16 protein-coding genes and 1 pseudogene are annotated in these 17,946 nt (G+C 56.9%); 5 read left to right on the forward strand and 12 right to left on the reverse strand.

Annotated elements, in window-relative coordinates; translation table 11 throughout:
• Nucleotides 1-48 precede the first annotated feature (48 nt).
• From ACR0ES_RS00455 to ACR0ES_RS00475, 5 genes are read right to left on the reverse strand one after another with little or no spacing between them, the layout of a single operon-like run.
• A complete protein-coding gene (locus ACR0ES_RS00455; protein ID WP_480772610.1) occupies nucleotides 49-669 on the reverse strand; it encodes an ImuA family protein in 621 nt (206 codons plus the stop codon).
• A 48-nt stretch (nucleotides 670-717) separates the two neighbouring features.
• Nucleotides 718-1,299, reverse strand: a complete 582-nt coding sequence (locus tag ACR0ES_RS00460) for a retropepsin-like aspartic protease family protein (protein WP_209504139.1) — start codon at nucleotides 1,297-1,299, stop codon at nucleotides 718-720.
• Between the two features lie 41 nt (nucleotides 1,300-1,340).
• Nucleotides 1,341-1,961, reverse strand: coding sequence for a MarC family protein (locus ACR0ES_RS00465; RefSeq protein WP_209504138.1), 621 nt, complete (start codon nucleotides 1,959-1,961; stop codon nucleotides 1,341-1,343).
• Complete coding sequence (locus ACR0ES_RS00470; RefSeq protein ID WP_209596013.1) at nucleotides 1,958-2,350, reverse strand: ACT domain-containing protein; 393 nt, start codon at nucleotides 2,348-2,350, stop codon at nucleotides 1,958-1,960. Before ACR0ES_RS00470 ends, ACR0ES_RS00465 begins: the two co-directional genes overlap by 4 nt.
• Nucleotides 2,347-4,197 carry an ABC-F family ATP-binding cassette domain-containing protein gene (locus ACR0ES_RS00475; protein WP_480869194.1) on the reverse strand — a complete coding sequence of 617 codons (1,851 nt, stop codon included), beginning with the start codon at nucleotides 4,195-4,197 and terminating at the stop codon, nucleotides 2,347-2,349. The genes ACR0ES_RS00470 and ACR0ES_RS00475 overlap by 4 nt, the downstream gene beginning before the upstream one ends.
• Before the next feature lie 107 nt (nucleotides 4,198-4,304).
• Here ACR0ES_RS00475 and ACR0ES_RS00480 point away from each other — a divergent pair, with 107 nt between their 5' ends.
• Both ACR0ES_RS00480 and ndk read left to right on the forward strand, forming a co-directional pair.
• Nucleotides 4,305-5,507, forward strand: coding sequence for a multidrug effflux MFS transporter (locus ACR0ES_RS00480; RefSeq protein WP_480831092.1), 1,203 nt, complete (start codon nucleotides 4,305-4,307; stop codon nucleotides 5,505-5,507).
• A gap of 115 nt (nucleotides 5,508-5,622) precedes the next feature.
• Complete coding sequence (gene ndk, locus ACR0ES_RS00485; protein ID WP_008757405.1) at nucleotides 5,623-6,045, forward strand: nucleoside-diphosphate kinase; 423 nt, start codon at nucleotides 5,623-5,625, stop codon at nucleotides 6,043-6,045.
• Between the two features lie 59 nt (nucleotides 6,046-6,104).
• Here ndk and ACR0ES_RS00490 read toward each other — a convergent pair whose 3' ends face one another.
• Nucleotides 6,105-6,452, reverse strand: a complete 348-nt coding sequence (locus ACR0ES_RS00490; protein WP_267364152.1) for a TfoX/Sxy family protein — start codon at nucleotides 6,450-6,452, stop codon at nucleotides 6,105-6,107.
• A 213-nt stretch (nucleotides 6,453-6,665) separates the two neighbouring features.
• On the opposite strand from ACR0ES_RS00490, the gene ACR0ES_RS00495 reads away from it, so the two are divergent.
• The 3 genes and pseudogenes from ACR0ES_RS00495 (at nucleotide 6,666) to ACR0ES_RS00505 (ending at nucleotide 9,033) form a co-directional block, all read left to right on the forward strand.
• Entirely contained in the window at nucleotides 6,666-8,186 is a 1,521-nt protein-coding gene (locus ACR0ES_RS00495; RefSeq protein WP_480869196.1) for a CHAD domain-containing protein, read from the forward strand.
• Nucleotides 8,187-8,189: 3 nt separating this feature from the next.
• Nucleotides 8,190-8,324 (forward strand): annotated as a pseudogene (locus ACR0ES_RS00500) (AAA family ATPase); the annotation flags it as partial.
• Between the two features lie 241 nt (nucleotides 8,325-8,565).
• Nucleotides 8,566-9,033, forward strand: coding sequence for a CYTH domain-containing protein (locus tag ACR0ES_RS00505; RefSeq protein ID WP_480481247.1), 468 nt, complete (start codon nucleotides 8,566-8,568; stop codon nucleotides 9,031-9,033).
• Here ACR0ES_RS00505 and ACR0ES_RS00510 read toward each other — a convergent pair.
• The 6 genes from ACR0ES_RS00510 to ACR0ES_RS00535 all read right to left on the reverse strand — a co-directional run bounded on the left by ACR0ES_RS00510 (nucleotide 9,030) and on the right by ACR0ES_RS00535 (nucleotide 17,893).
• A complete protein-coding gene (locus ACR0ES_RS00510; RefSeq protein ID WP_480869198.1) occupies nucleotides 9,030-10,400 on the reverse strand; it encodes a sensor histidine kinase in 1,371 nt (456 codons plus the stop codon). The two genes, ACR0ES_RS00505 and ACR0ES_RS00510, sit on opposite strands and share 4 nt — an antisense overlap.
• Nucleotides 10,393-11,073 carry a response regulator transcription factor gene (locus tag ACR0ES_RS00515; protein WP_267366336.1) on the reverse strand — a complete coding sequence of 227 codons (681 nt, stop codon included), beginning with the start codon at nucleotides 11,071-11,073 and terminating at the stop codon, nucleotides 10,393-10,395. The genes ACR0ES_RS00510 and ACR0ES_RS00515 overlap by 8 nt, the downstream gene beginning before the upstream one ends.
• A 181-nt stretch (nucleotides 11,074-11,254) precedes the next feature.
• Nucleotides 11,255-12,691 (reverse strand): DegQ family serine endoprotease, encoded by a 1,437-nt coding sequence (locus ACR0ES_RS00520; RefSeq protein ID WP_480869200.1) that lies wholly within the window; start codon nucleotides 12,689-12,691, stop codon nucleotides 11,255-11,257.
• Nucleotides 12,692-13,440: 749 nt separating this feature from the next.
• A complete protein-coding gene (locus ACR0ES_RS00525; protein ID WP_480558567.1) occupies nucleotides 13,441-14,040 on the reverse strand; it encodes a nucleotidyltransferase family protein in 600 nt (199 codons plus the stop codon).
• A gap of 31 nt (nucleotides 14,041-14,071) precedes the next feature.
• Nucleotides 14,072-16,489: a GcvT family protein gene (locus ACR0ES_RS00530; RefSeq protein ID WP_480869202.1), complete on the reverse strand. Its 2,418-nt coding sequence runs from the start codon at nucleotides 16,487-16,489 to the stop codon at nucleotides 14,072-14,074.
• 96 nt (nucleotides 16,490-16,585) lie between these two features.
• Nucleotides 16,586-17,893 (reverse strand): HlyC/CorC family transporter, encoded by a 1,308-nt coding sequence (locus ACR0ES_RS00535; RefSeq protein WP_480481235.1) that lies wholly within the window; start codon nucleotides 17,891-17,893, stop codon nucleotides 16,586-16,588.
• Nucleotides 17,894-17,946 lie beyond the last annotated feature (53 nt).

The raw sequence follows: 17,946 nt of genomic DNA on the forward strand, positions 1-17,946 counted from the left end.
GTGCGATCCGGAGTTTGGCGAGTCACATCTTGCGTGATCCTTGCGGCTTCACGTCAGAATGTCCTCTGTTTCAATGCGTTTCAGGTGCAGACCGGTGCGGGCAGCAGTCTGAGTGGCCTGCCAGCTGACCGGGGGCAGGGCGCGGGCGCGGCGGCGGGTCAGGGTCCAGTGTCTGGTATCTCCCTGATGGGCGGCGGCCATGTGCCAGCGTGTCTCAACCCCTTGTGCGCCGCCATCACCGGGCGTCAGCAGCAAGCCAAGCGGGGCTTGGCCCATCGTACCGCCTTGTTCTGCGGCCAGATGCATCCGCCGCACCGGCGTCAGCCCCGGCGCGCCGGGCAGGTCGCCTATGATCAGCGGGATGGCCCCGCTGCGCAGCGCCTCTTCAATACACCATAGAAGATCTTCGGCACGGGTGGGGTGAACGAACAGAAAACGTGCCGGATCAGCAAAGGCCATAATTCCGTCGGGGTTCAGTTGGGCGGGCTCCCACGCGGGGGAAATCCACAGCACGGGGCCCTGTGTCTGACCGGCCAGCCAGATGGCAAAGCTGCGCCGGGCGGGGCCGCAAGCCTCGTGCACGCGACCCGGTTGCAGGGTGATCTGGGAATGGAGATTTACCCCCGGTACCTGACGCGCAGGTTTGTGGCCAAGAAGCTGAGCAGACATGCCCACAAGTTATCATGTTCCACTTTTGTTCTCAAGAGGTGAGAGGCATTAACGGGACAGGATCAGCTTGCCATCCGCAAACTGGATGCTTGAAAAACGGTGCAGGTACTCCATCCCCAAAAGAGACTTATCCAGTTCGCCCTCGTTGACCCAGGCCGAAACATTCTGATCCGTAATGGGTCCTACCGTCAGGGTCTCAAGCCGCACCGGCGCAGTACGCACCTCACCGTTTGCAGTCAAGGCGCGCCCGAAATAGTTCAGCTGATCGGGATCAATGCCTGCCCTTTTGGCGTCCTGAGCGTTCAGCACGATCTGGCTGGCGCCGGTGTCGACAAGAAAGGTGATCAGCTCACCATTCACCAGAACCGGAAGGTAATAATGGCCATCATAGGCACGGGGAACCTCAACCGAGTTTCCGGTGACACTCATCTGCGGTGCGGGACCGACCGAGGAGCGAATATCCTCCCACAGACCGACCAGTGCGATGACCCCGACGAAAATGAACACCCATGCCATCACCTGCTGCAACGTCTTGCCGAGCGACTGCCGATTGTGGGTGACAAACCACATCAGCAGCGCCGCCCCAAGCAGGGCCAGATAGATCAGGCGTCCAATATCGAAACTGTCCATGCGGTTCCCGGAAATCCCCTTAACCTTGTGAATATGGGGGTTTAAGATGCGAATCCAAAGGCCTTGAGGCCATCAAGAATAAACTGAACAGACAATGCAGCCAGCAGCATCCCAAGAAGCCGGGTCAACACGTTCAACCCGGTTTTCCCCAAAAGCCGTGCCACGGCCCCAGATGAAAGATACATCACAAAAACCATTGCCAGTACGACCAGCATAACGCCGATGACCACGGCCAGACCCTGAATGCCGGGATGTTGACCGGCCAGTAGAATCATGGTGGCAATCGCACCAGGCCCTGCAATCAGTGGGATACCCAGTGGAAACACCGACGGGTCCGGATGTTCTTCCTCTTCGGCGCTGTTTTCACGACGTTTGGTCCGGCGTTCAAACAGCATGTCGAGCGCGGTCAGAAACAGCAAAACACCCCCCGCAACGCGAAACGCCTCCATCGAGATGCCGACAAATCCCAGCAGCGCTTCGCCGAAGGCCGCGAACATCGCCAGAATGCCGCCAGCAGTCAGGCACGCGCGTATCGCGACAGAGCGGCGCGTGTGCCAATCCATGTTCTGGGTCAGGGCCACAAAAATCGGCGTTTGCGCTGGTGGATCAAGAACCACGAAAAGCGTTGTGAACGCGGTGATCAGAAATGCGGTGTCAATCACTCTTTGCTACTCTGTTGCAGATGTTTCAAAATTTTCAGGGCGTCTTCGGCCAATCCTGACGGAACATAGACATGATCGTGGTGATAGCCCGCAACCATGTTCGCCGGAATTCCGGCCTGTGCCAACGCCCCCGAGACCGCAGCGGTCAGACCCACGCCTTCCAGCGAGGAGTGTACCTGAAGCGTGATACAGCGCATAGCGACCGCCTCTTTTGGTGCACAATTAATCGGAACGATTAAAGACAGCCCTTCGGCCTCGACATAACTGGCGCGTGTCCCGTCGGGCCAGTCCATATCTTCGGGCCAGACAACAAATGCGAATTCGCAGGGTTGAATTTCGGGGCGCATTCCCGCGATCATCGCTTTGGTTTCAACAACGGGATCGCTCATACCGTTTCCGCCTGTTCCAGTCGCTCAGCAGCGGCGATCCAAAGCGCTTCTGCTTTTTGCATGGCCTCGACCACTTCGGCGAATTTGCGGTTCCAGGTTTCCAGATCGTTGATCTTGTCGTCCTCGTATAGCTCCGGGTCGGCCAGTTTTGCCGCGAGCTTGTCGTGCATCTCTGTCAGTTTCTCGACCCGGTCCTCGCATTTGCGCAGGTCCGCGCGCAATGCCAGCATGGTATCGCGCGAGGCGCGTTTGGGCTTCTCTGTTTGCGGCTTTTCCTTCACCGGTTTGTCACGCGCCAGCAAAAGGGCACGATAGGATTCAAGGTCACCGTCATAAGATTTGACCGTACCCTCCGAGACCAGCCACAACCGATCGGCAACAAGCGACAGAAGGTGCATGTCGTGGCTGACCAGCACGACAGCGCCGGAATAGGCCGTCAGCGCCTCGACCAGCGCCTCGCGGCTTTCGATATCCAGATGGTTCGTAGGCTCGTCGAGGATCAGCATATGTGGCGCGTCGATGGTGGCCAGCAGCAGCGACAGGCGCGCTTTTTGCCCACCCGACAGGCGGCCAACCTCGGTTTCCGCCTGAGCCGCGTTCAGGCCGAACCCCGCCAAACGCGAGCGCCACTTGCCTGGTACCTCGTCCGGGCGCAGGCGGCGCAGGTGGTCCAGTGGCGTTTCGGTTACATAAAGCTCGTCCACCTGGTGCTGTGCGAAATACCCGATGCGCAGCTTGTTGCTGCGGGTCATCTTGCCCGCCATCAGGGGCAGGCGGTCTGACAGCAGTTTGGACAGGGTGGATTTGCCCTGACCGTTCTTACCCAACAGCGCGATACGGTCATCCTGATCGATGCGCAGGTTCAGACGGCGCAGTACTTCGATCTCGCCATAGCCGGTCACGCCGCCTTCAATCTGGATGATCGGCGGCGACAGCTCCTCGGGTTCGGGGAAGGAAAACGCGCGCAGCGCGGCCTCTTGCGGGGTTAAGACCAACTGGATGCGTTCGATCATCTTCAGGCGCGATTGGGCCTGTACGGCTTTCGACGCCTTGTAGCGGAAGCGATCCACAAAGCTTTGCAGGTGTGCGATGCGGGCCTTGGCCTTGGCGTTTTCCGATTCCGCCTGCGCCAGACGTTCCGCCCGCCGTTCCGCGAACTTGTCGTAAGGCACCGCGTAATAGGTGAGTTTACGATCCTCCAGATGCAGGATCGACCCTACGGCACGGTTCAACAGGCCCCGGTCATGGCTGATGATAATGACCGTGTGCGGATATTTCGCCAGATAGCTTTCCAGCCATAGCGCGCCTTCAAGATCCAGATAGTTGGTCGGTTCGTCCAACAGCAACAAATCCGGTTGCGAGAACAAAACCGCCGCCAAGGCCACGCGCATCCGCCAGCCACCGGAAAAATCCGAGCAGGGGCGCAATTGGTCTGCGTCGTCAAACCCCAACCCCTTGAGGATCGAGGCTGCGCGCGCCTCGGCTGACCAGGCGTCGATATCGGCTAGCCGGGTCTGAATTTCGGCAATTCGCGTGGGATCCGTTGCGTCGCCAGCCTCGGCCATCAGGGCGCTGCGTTCGGTATCAGCGGCCAGAACAGTGTCGATCAGCGAAACGTTGGATGATGGGACCTCCTGCGCGACCCCGCCAATGCGGGCGCGCTTGGGGACCGCGATATTCCCCGATTCCAGCGCCAGTTCCCCGCGGATCAGGCGAAAAAGCGTGGTCTTTCCCGTGCCATTCCGGCCCACAAGGCCAACCTTGTGACCGTCTGGTATGGTTGCGCTGGCGCCATCAAACAATGGGCGGCCTTCAACGGCATAGGTGATGTCTTCGATCCGTAACATGAGGCGCTCTTAGCAGAGGTGTGATGCCGCAGCCAGCGGCTTGGCATTTTCAAGCATCAAGCAATGTGTTAGCGCTGTCTCGTTTGCTTTTTGAAGCGGTTTTTCACATGCGCGCGGCCCGGACGCCTCCATCCCTGATCACATTGATCTTTGCTACGGCGCTGTCTGTGCTGACGCTCAACATGTTCCTGCCGTCGCTGGCGCATATGAGTGAAGACTTCACGGTGGATTACGGCCTGATGAACCTGTCGGTCGCGGGGTATCTGGCGGTTTCGGCAGTGTTGCAACTGATCATGGGCCCGTTATCGGATCGCTTTGGGCGCAGACCTATCCTTTTGATTTGTATATCAATATTTGTCCTTGCGTCGATCGGATGCACACTGGCCGGATCGATCTGGGTTTTTCTTGGCTTCCGCCTGCTTCAGGCTGCTGTTGTCGCCGGCTCGGTCCTGTCCAGCGCGTCGATCAGAGACCGTTACGCACCGAATGAGGCGGCAAGCAAACTCGGTTACGTCGCAATGGCCATGGCTTTGGCCCCGATGCTTGGGCCGATGTTGGGTGGGGCGCTGGATATGCTTTTCGGTTGGCGCTCGGGGTTTGTCCTGTACTCGTTGCTCGGGGCAGGGTTGCTGGTGCTGCTTTGGTTCGACATGGGCGAGACCAACACCAACCGCTCGTCCACATTTGGTGCCCAACTGCGCGAGTATCCGCACCTGTTCCGTGCCCGCAGGTTCTGGGGGTATGCCTTATGCGCGGCGTTTTCGATTGGGGGGTTCTACAGCTTTATCACCGGTGCGCCGCTGGTTGCCGTAGCGTGGTTCGACCTGAGCCCAGCAACGCTGGGGCTGGGGATTGGCATCATCACCGGCGGGTTCATGGTTGGCAATTTTGTCACCGGTCGGATTGCGGCCCGGACGCGGCTGACGACGATGATCTTGTCGGGGCGGATCGTGGCCTCGACCGGGCCGTTTTGCGGATTGTTGCTGTTCCTCGCTGATCTGGGATCGGTCTGGGTCTTCTTCGGCTCGGCAATCTGTGTCGGCTTTGGCAACGGTTTGACCAATGCCAATGCCGCGGCCGGTGTCATGTCGGTACGCCCCGGACTGGCAGGAAGCGCGGCAGGGCTGTCGGGGGCAATGATCGTGGCTTTGGGCGCTGTTCTGACCTCAATGACCGGCGCGTTCGTTAGCCCCGAAAATGGGCCGTATCTGGTACTGGGCATGATGTGGGCCTGTAGCTTTGCTGGCTTGCTGGCGGTGCTTTACGTCCGTCGACTGGACCGCGTCGACCCTTTGCCAGACACAATCTGAACTGCAAAGCCACGGGCAAGGCATCATTACACTTTTCATAGGCCAAAGACCATGATACCCGGCGCGCGATGGATTTCGGCGCGGGTCCCGCGTCACATTATAAGGAGAGGCCGACATGGCACTGGAACGCACATTCTCGATCATCAAACCCGATGCAACCCGCCGCAACCTGACCGGCAAAATCAACGCCAAGTTCGAAGAAGCTGGCCTGCGCATTGTGGCGCAAAAGCGCATTCACATGACCAAAGCTCAGGCTGGCAAGTTCTATGACGTTCATGCCGAACGTCCGTTCTATGACGAACTGTGCGAATTCATGTCGTCGGCTCCGGTTGTTGTTCAGGTTCTGGAAGGCGAAGGCGCCATTGCAAAGAACCGTGAAGTCATGGGCGCAACCAACCCTGCAGACGCAGCACCCGGCACCATCCGCGCCGAGTTCGCGGAATCGGTCGGTGAAAACTCGGTCCACGGTTCGGACGCTCCGGAAACCGCAGCGGTTGAAATCGCATATTTCTTCTCGGGCATTGAGCTGGTCGGCTAAGCCACAGCCATTGCTGACAGATTGGGGCCGCATCCTTGGTTGGGTGCGGCCTTGTTCGTTCAGACCTGCTTTAGGTCCTTTTGTGCAACACGAACTCCGATAGCGTCCAGATCTGCAATCATCTGGTTTTCGGGGGCAGCCGCGTTACCGGCTTTGATTGCGTCGAACCTTTCGCGCAGGGCTTTTTTCTCGTCGCCCTTGCAGTCGTTCCACGGCCGGCCCTGCAATCCCATCACCAGAACGTAATATCCGATGAAATGCGCCCTGGTGCCGGCGCGCAACAGGCGAGCATAGGCTTCGTCCGGCCCCAGTTCACGCAGCGCCTCGGCCGAATGAATACCAGCACGGGCGCAGGCCTGTTCAAAGGCGGGGCCAAGGTTTCGGATTGAAGATACTGGTTCGCTCATAGCGGTGTCTTACTTCGGCGCCCGGGGCCTGTCACCCCGTGAATACACTCGGTCGCAGTCATAATGCCTTGATGTCCCTTCGGGTTCCGCCGAGACTGAACAAGAAAACCCAGAATGGCGTTGGGGCAGCCCACCAAACAAAGGGGCGGGCGCGCAAATGACCGTTGAGAAACCTGTAAAGGGGTTTCTGAGTTTGAACTGGAAAGGCCTATCATGACCAGATCGTCAGGCGATCAGTTCATTTTCCCAGCGAAGATTGACGAAACGGCACTGGCACATGCCATTGCCGGGTTTTCCCCAAAAGCTTCACCCGATAGTTCCGTCGCAGCTTTCGCATTGCTCGATTGTCACGATCAGTCATTGCGCGCCTCCGGTCGTGCTTTGATCCATACTGGCGGGATGTTGCACCTGCTGCGGAAGGATCATGGCCCTTTGTCTCAGCAATACTCGGGGTATCTGCGGTTTGCGCGGGACTTGCCAGAAGGGCCGGTTCAGAAGGCGCTGAACGACTTTCCTGAACTGCGGGCGCTGACGCAGATCGGTGTTGGGGAGATCAAGGTTCAGACCTTTGCCGTACTAGATGATCTGCAAAAGACAAAAGTCAGGGGAACTTTAACGTACATGTCGACGCCATCAGGGCAGGCGACTATTGTACGAATTCAGAAGTTGCGCGGGTACAAGAAGGCTTATCAGTCGGTCTGTTCCTCTATCGCCAGCATTACGGGCGGTGTTCATGATATTGAAACGCTCTATTCCAGCCTGGTTCCAGACATGGTTCCCTATCAGGCCAAGCCTGAATTGAAGATTGGTCAAGCAGAACCTTCCTGCGAAGTCGCTGCAAAAATCATTCAAACATATCTGCGGGTTGCGCGGCAAAACGAAGAGGGCGTGATCGCTGATATCGACACTGAGTTTTTGCACGATTACCGAGTATCGTTGCGCAAGATCAGGTCAGTGATCAGCCTGTTCAAGGGTGTGTTGTCCGAGGCCCAGACGGCCGAGCTGAAGCGGGTCTTTTCCGACCTCATGACCCGTACTGGACCTCTGCGTGATTTGGATGTCTACCTTCTGGAAAAAGACAAGTATTTCAATCTTATCCCGCCGAACCTTCACTCAGGACTGTCCGAGATGTTTGATCAGTTTCAAACGGATCGTACACAAGAGCAACTGCGCCTGTCACGCTGGTTGCGCAGCGCCGACTACACGACGTCCATGACCGACCTGACCGCAATGTTCGCAGGTTCAGATCACTTGGACCTTGGGCCAAACGCGCATCTCGGTGCGTATGACTATGCCTGCGCGCTGATCTGGAAGCGCTATCGCAAGGTGTGCAAACTGGCGCGCGGCATAAGCGACGATAAACCAGACAGGACGGTGCATGACCTTCGTATCGAATGCAAAAAACTAAGATATCTGATGGAATTGTTTGCCCCATTATTCGATTGGAATGGTTTGAAAATGATCCTTAAGCCATTGAAAAAACTTCAGGATAGTCTTGGTTTGTTCAACGACTATTCTGTTCAGCAAGATGCGTTGATGACCTTTGTAGCGTCTCGCGCCGATACGCAAGGCCGCGTGGACGCGCAGATCGGTTTGTCCGTGGGCGGCCTAATCGCTGTGCTTGATCAACACCAAAAGACGGAAAGAAAGCGCGTTGTCGCAAGTTTCCATCAGTTTGACGGGCAAGAAATCCGGCACATGTTCCGCAGTCTGTTTCACCACAAAAAGGAGTAAGGAATGAAAATCATTGCCTTTTACTGCAATAAGGGCGGTGTTGGACAAACCGAGACTTCCGTGAACCTTGCCTATGTCTGTGTGCAAACCGGTCGGCAGGTTTTGCTGTGCAATCGCGATTCTGGGGGTGCGTCTGGGGTCTGTTTTCGAGCCGCCGATGAGATCGTTGTTCCCGTCAGTCGCACAACCTTGACCGAGCGGTTATTTGGTCAACCGGTTAGCATTTTCGACAAACACAATATGCATCAGATAAGCTGCGGGCGTTCTTTTCAATGGCGCAGCATCGGGCCTTTGCCAGTACTTACGCAGATCGCGGCGCGGCTGGTACGGCATATCGGGTGCTGTTTGATAAGCTGGAAGATTGAGTGGGGGCGCTCCGATGAGCACAGAAATAGAGCGCAAGTTTCTGGTGGCAAATTTACCGGACTTGAGCCGTGCAGAAAAAGCAGTGGTGCGTCAGGGGTACCTCACCGCGCCGGAGGACTCGACCGAATTGCGTCTGCGGCAAAAGAACGATGTGTTTTTCCTGACCTTAAAAGGAGGCGGTGATCTTGTACGTGTTGAGCGTGAGACAGAGATAACCCGGGACCAGTTTGAAACCTTCTGGCCGGAAACTCGAGGACGCCGGGTCGAGAAGGTACGTTACACGGATCAAATGCCGGACGGCCACCAGTTCGAGCTGGATGTTTTCTCAGGCGGCCTGGAACCCCTGTGTTTGGTTGAAGTTGAATTCCATACCAGTGAAGCCGCAAATGCCTATGTCCCACCGGATTGGTTCGGTGCGGATGTCACCGAGGATAAACGTTATAAAAACATGATATTGGCGGTAAACGGACTGCCGGGTTAACTCTGAATTGCCAGATTGATCGTGGTTTCCAAACCTGGGTTGCAGTTTCGGGCTGCGAATGTCCCGCCATGCATATGAGAAATCGCGGCAACCAGCGCGAGCCCCAATCCCGCATTGCGTTCCGTGCGCGCCGGATCAAGCGTGACGAACGGAAGCTGAAGGCGATCCAACTCTCCGGGCGGAACACCCGGACCACGGTCCCGAACCTGCAATTGGGCAAATCCGTCCTCGGTACCGATTGAGATCGTGATTGTGGTATTTGCCGGTGCGTAGCGCATAGCGTTTTCCAGCAGATTGGAAAGAGCCTGCGAGAGGAGGGGCCGGTGCCCCTGAATTGCGGGGGCAGAGCCTATAACCTCAAGACGGACGTCCTGATCCGCGGCCACCGGATCATAAAGCTCCACGACATCGCCAACCAGTTGCTGCAAGTCAATGTCTTCGAATTGCTCGCGCCCCAGACCGGCCTCGGCCCGCGATATCTCGGTAAGCTGCCCCAAGACCCGCAAAACATGGTCGATTTCTCCCGTTGCCCGCGCAATGTCGATCTCGCGATCCAGATCGCTTTTGCCGGGCTCGGAAAGGGATTCGACCCGTTGGCGAAGGCGGGACAGAGGAGAGCGCAAATCATGTGCGATAGAGTTCGAGGTGGTGCGCAGATTACTGACCAGCTCTTCGATCCTGTCGAGCATGTTGTTCAACGTGCCAGAGACCTGATCTAACTCGTCCCCGGTTCCGCGTAGGGGCATCCTTTTGGAAAGATCGCCAGAAACGATGTTTTCGGCTGTGCTTGCGATGTCTGACAGGCGTGAAAATACCAGGCGTGTGAACAGCCAGCCGGTGATCACGCTCAGAACAAATGCTATCCCTAGCGCCAGTGCCAGAGATCGGAACAATACACGGTCGAATTGTTGACGGGCCGCCGCATCCCGTCCCACAAGAAGGCGTTCGCCACCGGGCAGGCGGATCGATGCCGCCGAGATAGGCACCAGTTGGTCATTGTCAGCCCTGCGCAACTCAAGGTCGACCCAACCGCTTCCGGCGGTCACATTGACCGGCCAGGTTTTCAGGTTACCCACAAGCTTAACGCCTTGCCGATCCGCCAGAAGATACAGCGCGTCTCGGTCGGGCGCGCTTGGAAGGCGACGCTCGATCGCTGTGATCAGCCCGATCAGCCCGCGCCGTTCATATTCATCTGCAAGCCCGGTCAGTTCGGCGGACACGACTGATCGGGTCTCGGATTCGATGCTTCTGTTGGCCGTCACATAGACCAATGCCAGCACGGACGCGGTCAGGAACGTGCTTAGCACCATGCTGGTGGCGACAAGTCTTGTTCGTGAATTATTAAGGGAAAGCCGAAGGTTATCCATCGGACATCATGTAACCTGCTCCGCGAACAGTTTCAATCAAAGGTGTGTCTCCGCCTTCATCCAACTGGCGGCGCAGCTTTGAGATGTGAACATCCACAACGTTGGTGTTCGGGTCGAAATGATAATCCCAGACGCCCTCAAGCAGCATGGTACGCGACACGACACGGTTCTTGCGGCGCAGAAAGAATTCAAGGATCTGGAATTCACGGGGCGTGAGCGTGATCTCATGGCCGTCCCGCGTAACCTTGCGGGTCAGAAGATCCATTTCAAGATCCTTGCAGGTCAGAGTCGGCGTTTCCTCGGATTCCTGCGGACGTCGCAACAGGGCTTCGATCCGTGCATGAAGTTCCTGAAACGAGAAGGGCTTGACCAGATAATCGTCGGCGCCTGATCGCAATCCTTTGACGCGCTCGTCCACTGCACTCATGGCCGTCAACATCAAGACCGGTGTTTTCAGCCCTGCTGCACGCAGGGATTTGATCAGGGACAGCCCGTCCAGACCGGGAAGCATCCTGTCCAGCACAATGGCGTCAAACCCGCCATCCGTTGCGTGGTACAATCCCTCGCGGCCATCAGCAGCCGTTTCGACAACATAGCCTTCTTCGCCAAACCCTTTGGCAATGAAATCCCTAGTGTCAGCGTCATCTTCGACGATCAACAGACGGCGGCTCATGATCTGGCTCCTTTTCCCTTGGGATTTAAACACATTATCCAAACAAAGCCCATGGAATGCAGAATATCTTGCCGGGTGCTGGGCACGCACCCGGCAAGCCCGACGGACAGCGGACAACTCAGGTCCGCCGGGTGAGGCGCGCGCCGGATCTCCCCATCAAGCGACGCGCGCATAGTGTTGGTCAGACCAATTCGACGGCAACGAAGATCTGGCTGCCGGCCCGATTGATCAATACCAGTGCCGGGTCCGTCTTTTCGCTGTCCAGTGCCGCCTTCAGCGCTTCGGGTGTGAACGTGTCTTGGTTGCCCAGTTTGACGATCACGTCACCACGTTGCAGACCCGCCCGAGCCGCAGGGCTGTCCGGTTGCAGGTCTGTGACGACCACACCTTCGACGGCTTTAGCGATACCTGCCTCGGCCCGCACCGTTTCGGTCAGGGGGGCCACGGTGACACCAAGCGACGTGCCTGCCGCCTCGGATTCGACAGGGGTGTCGGACTGGGCCGCCGCTACCTGATGCTGGCCAACGGTCAAAGTGACCGTTTCCTGTTTGCCATCGCGCAGAATGGTCAAATTACTGGCGGTGCCGACCTTGGTTGTGCCCACCAGAATGGGCAGGTCACCACTGGAGTCTACGGCTTCGCCGTTGAAGGACAGGATAACATCGCCTTGTTCCAGAACTCCGTCTGCGGGGCTGTCGGCGACAACATCTGCCACCAGTGCACCCGAGGAGGCATCAATTCCCAGCGCCGCAGCAAGCTGCGGGCTGATATTCTGGATCGAAACACCCAGCCAACCACGGCTGACCTGCCCATCATCCTGCAGATCGGCTGCAATATGTTCAACGATGTTCGAGGTTACGGCAAATCCCAGCCCGACAGATCCGCCACTGGGGGAATATATGGCCGAGTTTACACCAATCACTTCGCCGGCCATGTTGAAAAGCGGGCCACCAGAGTTGCCCTTGTTGATGGCGGCGTCCGTTTGAATGAACTCGGCATAAGGCCCGTCCGAGATATTGCGACCTTTCGCCGATACAATGCCGGTAGTGACTGTCGAGCTCAAACCAAACGGGTTGCCGATCGCAACGACATCTTCGCCAACGCGGATTGCGTCGCTGTCACCCAGTTCGACAGCTTGCAGGCCCGGGCCTGCATCAATCTTCAACACCGCGATGTCGGTCAGCGGGTCGGTGCCAACCACCTCGGCCTCAAATGTCCGGTCATCACTTAGGCGAACGGTTACAGTCGCTGCATTGTCCACCACATGGTGATTGGTGACGATATAACCGGCTTCATCCAGTACAAACCCTGACCCGAGCCCTTGTGCCGGCCCGCGTTGAGGCATGTTGAACCCTTCAGGCCCACCAAAGCGCTTGAAGAATTCCCCAAACGGATGACCGTCGAAATCAAAATTCTGCCCCTGTGCGGGGCTTGAGGCGGCCTTTTGTTCGGCAATGATGGTTACAACCGAAGGGGAAACGGATTCGACAAGATCGGCAAGCGCCTCATCCGCCATCGAAGGTAAAGCGGTTGTGGCCAGCATGGCTGTGCCCAATGCGCTGACCCCCATCCAGTTGGATGTGCGGGGAAGTAAAAGCGAAGATTTTCGGATGCTCATTTCTGTCTCCTGGTTTGATCACGCAATTTCCGTTGCGCGTTGAGACATGAGATGCACTGGCAGGATTGGGGTTTCCTGACTGATCAATTAATAAATCTTAATTTTGCCACAAAGCAGATGTTTTGTGGCGAAGGACGTTGATCAGGATTCGCTGATTTAACCGGGTAGGTCGAAGGCGAATCGGAGGATTGTTGCCAAAACAGACGTCAAACTTTCAAAAAAGTTGAATTTTCATTGTTTTGTTGACAATGCTTTCACTGAACAGTGGGGAAAAATGCTGCTCTTCCAATGGTTGTGGGCGAGTCCGGGAGTCATCGGACTTGACGCTGTAACTTTGCTGACAGGCAGCTGAATGGGTGCATAAGTTTGCGCTTAATCCCGAATCGTTGATATGCGCACCGGACTTGGATCGCCTATAGGTTGAGCAAGCCCTGGGGCTATGTTGCCTAAAAGCCAAATCGAGGTGCGCGAAATTAACCTATTCTTCCAATTTTACGTTGTTTCTAAGGATCGGATAAGTGAGGATGAAATTGCCCAAGTGAGGGGAAGCCAAAAGCGCTAGGGGGCGCTGGCGGCTAACTCAGTTACCGGAAGTTTTAGCGGCGTGTTAACGAGGGGGTCTTGTTTAGGTTTAGCTGCTAGGGAACCAGAGTGTCTTTAAGACCTATTGGTCAAACTTTTGGAATTGTGGAAAGTGGTAGTCCTGTATTGGGCACCGGCCCGGTCGATATCGACCGGGCCGTGTTTATTCAAGAAGTACGCTTCTTGCACCAAGCATCCCAATCTTCCGGCGTATCCAAATCCATAACCGCGTTTTGACCGGGAAGGGGTTGCAGGAATACGCCACCCTGTTGTGACCGAACCACCGTCTGCGCGCCGTGATCGCCGTGCAATGCCAAGAGCTGACTGAAAAGCGTCCGATCGAAGATCACCGGGTGCCCGGGCTTTCCATCTGCGGTTGTTCCGCGCCAGATTACATTGTCGGGATGTAATTGACGTGCATTCAAGATCGTTCTCAGATCAGCTTGGGTCAGGTCAGGTAAGTCGGCCAGCAAAACCATGACTGCGGGTGCGTCTACAGGAAGGTATTCTATGGCGGTGCGCAAACTGGCGTTCATTCCCTCTGCCGCGTCCGGGACCGGAACGGTCTGAACATCCAGTCCCGCAAGTGCATCATATCTTGGGTGTGGACGCGGTGGCAGGGCGACAAGGACAGGCGCCACACCACGCGCAAGGGTCGCCGTACGGGTCAGCAGTGGAATGCCGTCGATTTGCTGCAAAAGCTTGTCCAACCCGCCCATACGACTGGATTGACCGGCGGCAAGCAGGATGATTGGGATTTCGGTCATTGTGCCTCACTGCCGTCAGTCATGTGTGCTGTCATCCCCTCATGCGTGTGCCATCTGAGTCAAACAAAGGTGTCGAGATAACCTTCGCTTTGCGCATCTGCCCCAGAATCTCGATTTCAACCTCCAGACCATCTTCTATGCGCCCGGACGGCAGAAAGCCCATGGCGACGGATTTTTGCGCAAAATGAGAATAGCCGCCGGAGGTACAAAAACCGACAACCGAACCATCCAGCCAGATCGGTTCATAGGCGTTGACGTCTGCATCGTCTGTTTCAACCTCGAAGGCTGCCAGCTGGCGGGTGGTTCCGTTGGCCCGTTCTGATTCCGCTGTATCGCGGCCGATGAAACGGGTGCTTTTGTTGAAAGCAATGAACCGGTCCAACCCCGTTTCTGCGGCGGTGTAATCTGGCGAATATTCCCGCATCCATGAGCCAAAGAACTTGTCTAGCCGCAGGCTCATCATTGCGCGCATTCCGAACGGAACAATGCCGTGGGGTTGTCCGGCCTCCCACAGCGTCCACCAAAGCTGACGCTGCGCTAAGGGGTCGCAATAGATTTCATAACCAAGGTCACCCGTATAGCTGACACGCTGAACGATACAGTCGGTCATGCCGACAGTCATCCGGCGCACGTTCAGGAAGTTGAAATCGGCCAAGTCGTCTCGGGTGCAGGCCGCCAGAACCTGCGTTGCCTTCGGGCCGGCAATCTGGAAGCCGTTCAACCGGTCGCTGACGTTTTCAATCCTCACGCCGTCCTGAGCGTTTTGCTGGAACCACCGCATGTGGAAGGCCTGACTGCCATAAGACGCTGTAAGCTGGAACTCAGTGTCAGTCAGGCAGGAAACGGTGAAATCACCGATTAGCTTGCCCTTGTGCGACAGCATCGGGGCCAAAGACAGCCGACCGGGTTTCGGAACGCGGCCAGCCATGATCCGGTCCAGCCAGTTCCGAGCATCGGGTCCGGTGATGCGGTATTTGCCGAAATTGTGGACTTCGTTGATACCCACAGCTTCACGCACTGCCCGCACTTCGCGCCCAGTCGCCGCGAACGCGTTCGAGCGGCGGAAGGATGGAGTTTCAAATCCCGGCTCATCTTCCTGCGCAAAATAGTTTGGCACCTCAAGGCCGTATTGCTGCCCCCAGACCGCGCCAAGATCGCTGAAGATGTCATACATTGGTGTCGTGCGGTTGGGGCGTGCAGCGGGCAGTTCTTCGTTCGGATAGGCTACGCTGAAGCGTTTCTGATAATTCTCGATGACTTTGGGGCGGGTATAACCTGGGCTGATCCAGTCGCCGAAGCGGGCAACATCCATGGCAAACACATCGCGCTCGGGCTCGCCTTCGATCATCCACTGCGCCAGCGTCAGGCCAACGCCGCCACCCTGACTGAACCCGGCCATAACACCGCAGGCCGACCAGTAGTTGCGCAGTCCGGGTACAGGGCCGACCAGCGGGTTGCCATCAGGGGCAAAGGTAAACGGCCCATGGATCACCGATTTTATTCCAGCCTCAGCCAGCACAGGAAAGCGGCGATACGCGAATTCGATACTGTCGGTGATCTTGTCATAATCATCGGGCAGTAACTCGTGCCCGAAATCCCACGGTGTGCCGTCTACTGCCCAGGGCTTGCAGGGCTGTTCGTAGAACCCGATGCACAGGCCGCGCCCTTCCTGCCTCAAATAGCTTTCACCTGCCGGATCCATGACATGCGGATGCTCGCCACCCGCATCGATAATCGCTTCAATCTGTGGGATCGAGTCGGTGACAAGGTATTGATGTTCCATCGGGTGCAGGGGGAAATAGACACCCGCCATGGCACCAACTTCACGCGCCCAAAGCCCGCCTGCGTTAACAATGTGTTCGGCATGGATTGTGCCTTTGTCAGTGACGACATCCCAGCTTCCATCGGGGCGCTGGTTGGTTTCACGCACCATGCAATGGGTTTCGATCGTGGCGCCGCCCATTCGCGCGGCCTTGGCATAGGCATGGGTGGTGCCTGACGGGTCCAAATGACCATCCAGCGGATCGTAAAGAGCGCCGATAATTCCGTCGATATTTGTAATGGGCGCGATCTTTTTGATTTCTTCCGGGCCGACGATTTCTGTTTCAAGCCCCATGAACCGATGCTTGGCGCGTTCCGCCAGCAGCATATCAAACCGGTCCTGATTGTCGGCAAGTGTCACACCGCCCACGTGGTGCAGGCCACAGGACATGCCGGTGATCTGTTCCAGTTCTTTATACAGCCTGATCGTGTATCCCTGTAGCGCCGCCATGTTGGTGTCGCCGTTGAGGGTGTGAAACCCGCCTGCCGCATGCCAGGTCGATCCGCTGGTCAGTTCGGACCGTTCCAGCAACATGACGTCCGACCACCCGAGCTTGGTCAGGTGATAAAGAACCGAACATCCGACCACACCGCCACCAATGACGACCACCTGGCATGTGTTTTTCATCCGCTCCTCCTTTTCTGGTAGGACGGTGCAGATCAATGGCAAAGCATTCTGTCAAACGAGCGACAGAGCGCGTCGTTTTTGTCTAGCGTCCAAACCCTATAAGGGCCGCACTTTCAGGGCTGTGATACGATTGCCTTCGCGTGCTGTAACCTCGAACCGGAAGCCATGGAACGAGAACACTTGCCCAACAACCGGGATCATCTGGGCTTCGTGGATGACCAGACCAGCAAGAGTGTTGGCTTCTTCATCCGGTAGCGACCAGTCCAGCGCACGATTGACATCGCGAATGGTCATAGCACCTTCGACAAGGAATTGGCCATCATCCGTCCGCACGACCGGCACCTCTTCGGCGATATCGAACTCATCGGCGATTTCGCCCACGATTTCTTCCAGAATATCCTCAAGCGTGATCAGTCCACGCAATGAGCCGTATTCGTCCACCACCAGCGCAAAGTGACCGTGCATTCGCAGAAACTCGCGCATCTGGTCATCCAGAGTTGTGGTCTCCGGAACGAAATAGGGGGCATTTGCGACCTTGCCGATGTCGAAGCTGGCCAGCCGGTCGGTGCCGCCATCGCTGCTGCCAGCCTGTGCATACATCGCGCGGAACAAGTCCTTGGCGTGAACAACGCCAACTATGTTCTCCTGCTCGTCCCTGAAAACAGGCAGACGAGTGTGAGGGCTTTCAAGGCATTGCCTTAGGATAGCTTCGGGTGGGGCGTTCGCATCGATCATTTCGATGTTGGAACGGTGGAGCATGATCTCTTCCACCGTGCGGTCGCCCAGATCCAGTGCGCCGAGGATGCGGTCGCGATCTTCTTTTTCGACAACCCCTTCCGAATGGCCCAGTTGCAGGGCGCCTGCGATTTCTTCGCGCACGGCCAGAATGTTGCTGTCAGGATCGATCTGAACTCCGAACAGGCGCAATACGCCACGCACTAACAAACGTACGGCCGCGACAACAGGCGAAAACACTGTCACGACCACGCTAATGATCGGCGCAACGGCCGCAGCGGCCTTTTCGGAATTGGTGATGGCGTATGTCTTGGGCAGCACTTCGGCAAAGATCAACACCAGAAAGGTCATGACCAGCGTTGCCAATGCCACGCCGCTTTCACCGAAAAGACGTGTGAACAACGCCGTCGCCAGTGACGCGGCCAGAATGTTGACGAGGTTGTTGCCCAGCAGAACCGACCCGATCAGACGTTCGTTGTCGTCGGTTATTTCCAGCGCCTTTTTAGCCCCGCGCGATCCCTTGTCGGCCTGAACGCGTAGTTTCCCCCTTGACGAGGCGGTCAGCGCCGTTTCCGAGCCCGAGAAAAATCCGGACAGGATAAGCAGGAACAGGATAGCGCCGGTCGTAACCCAGAATGCGCCGTCGAACATAGAAGGTGAGGGTTCCATTGGTCCTTGATAGATTTGTGTACTGCATCCGTTATGGGGACGTCGCCCCGCTG

Source organism: Ruegeria sp. N7, assembly GCF_056531345.1.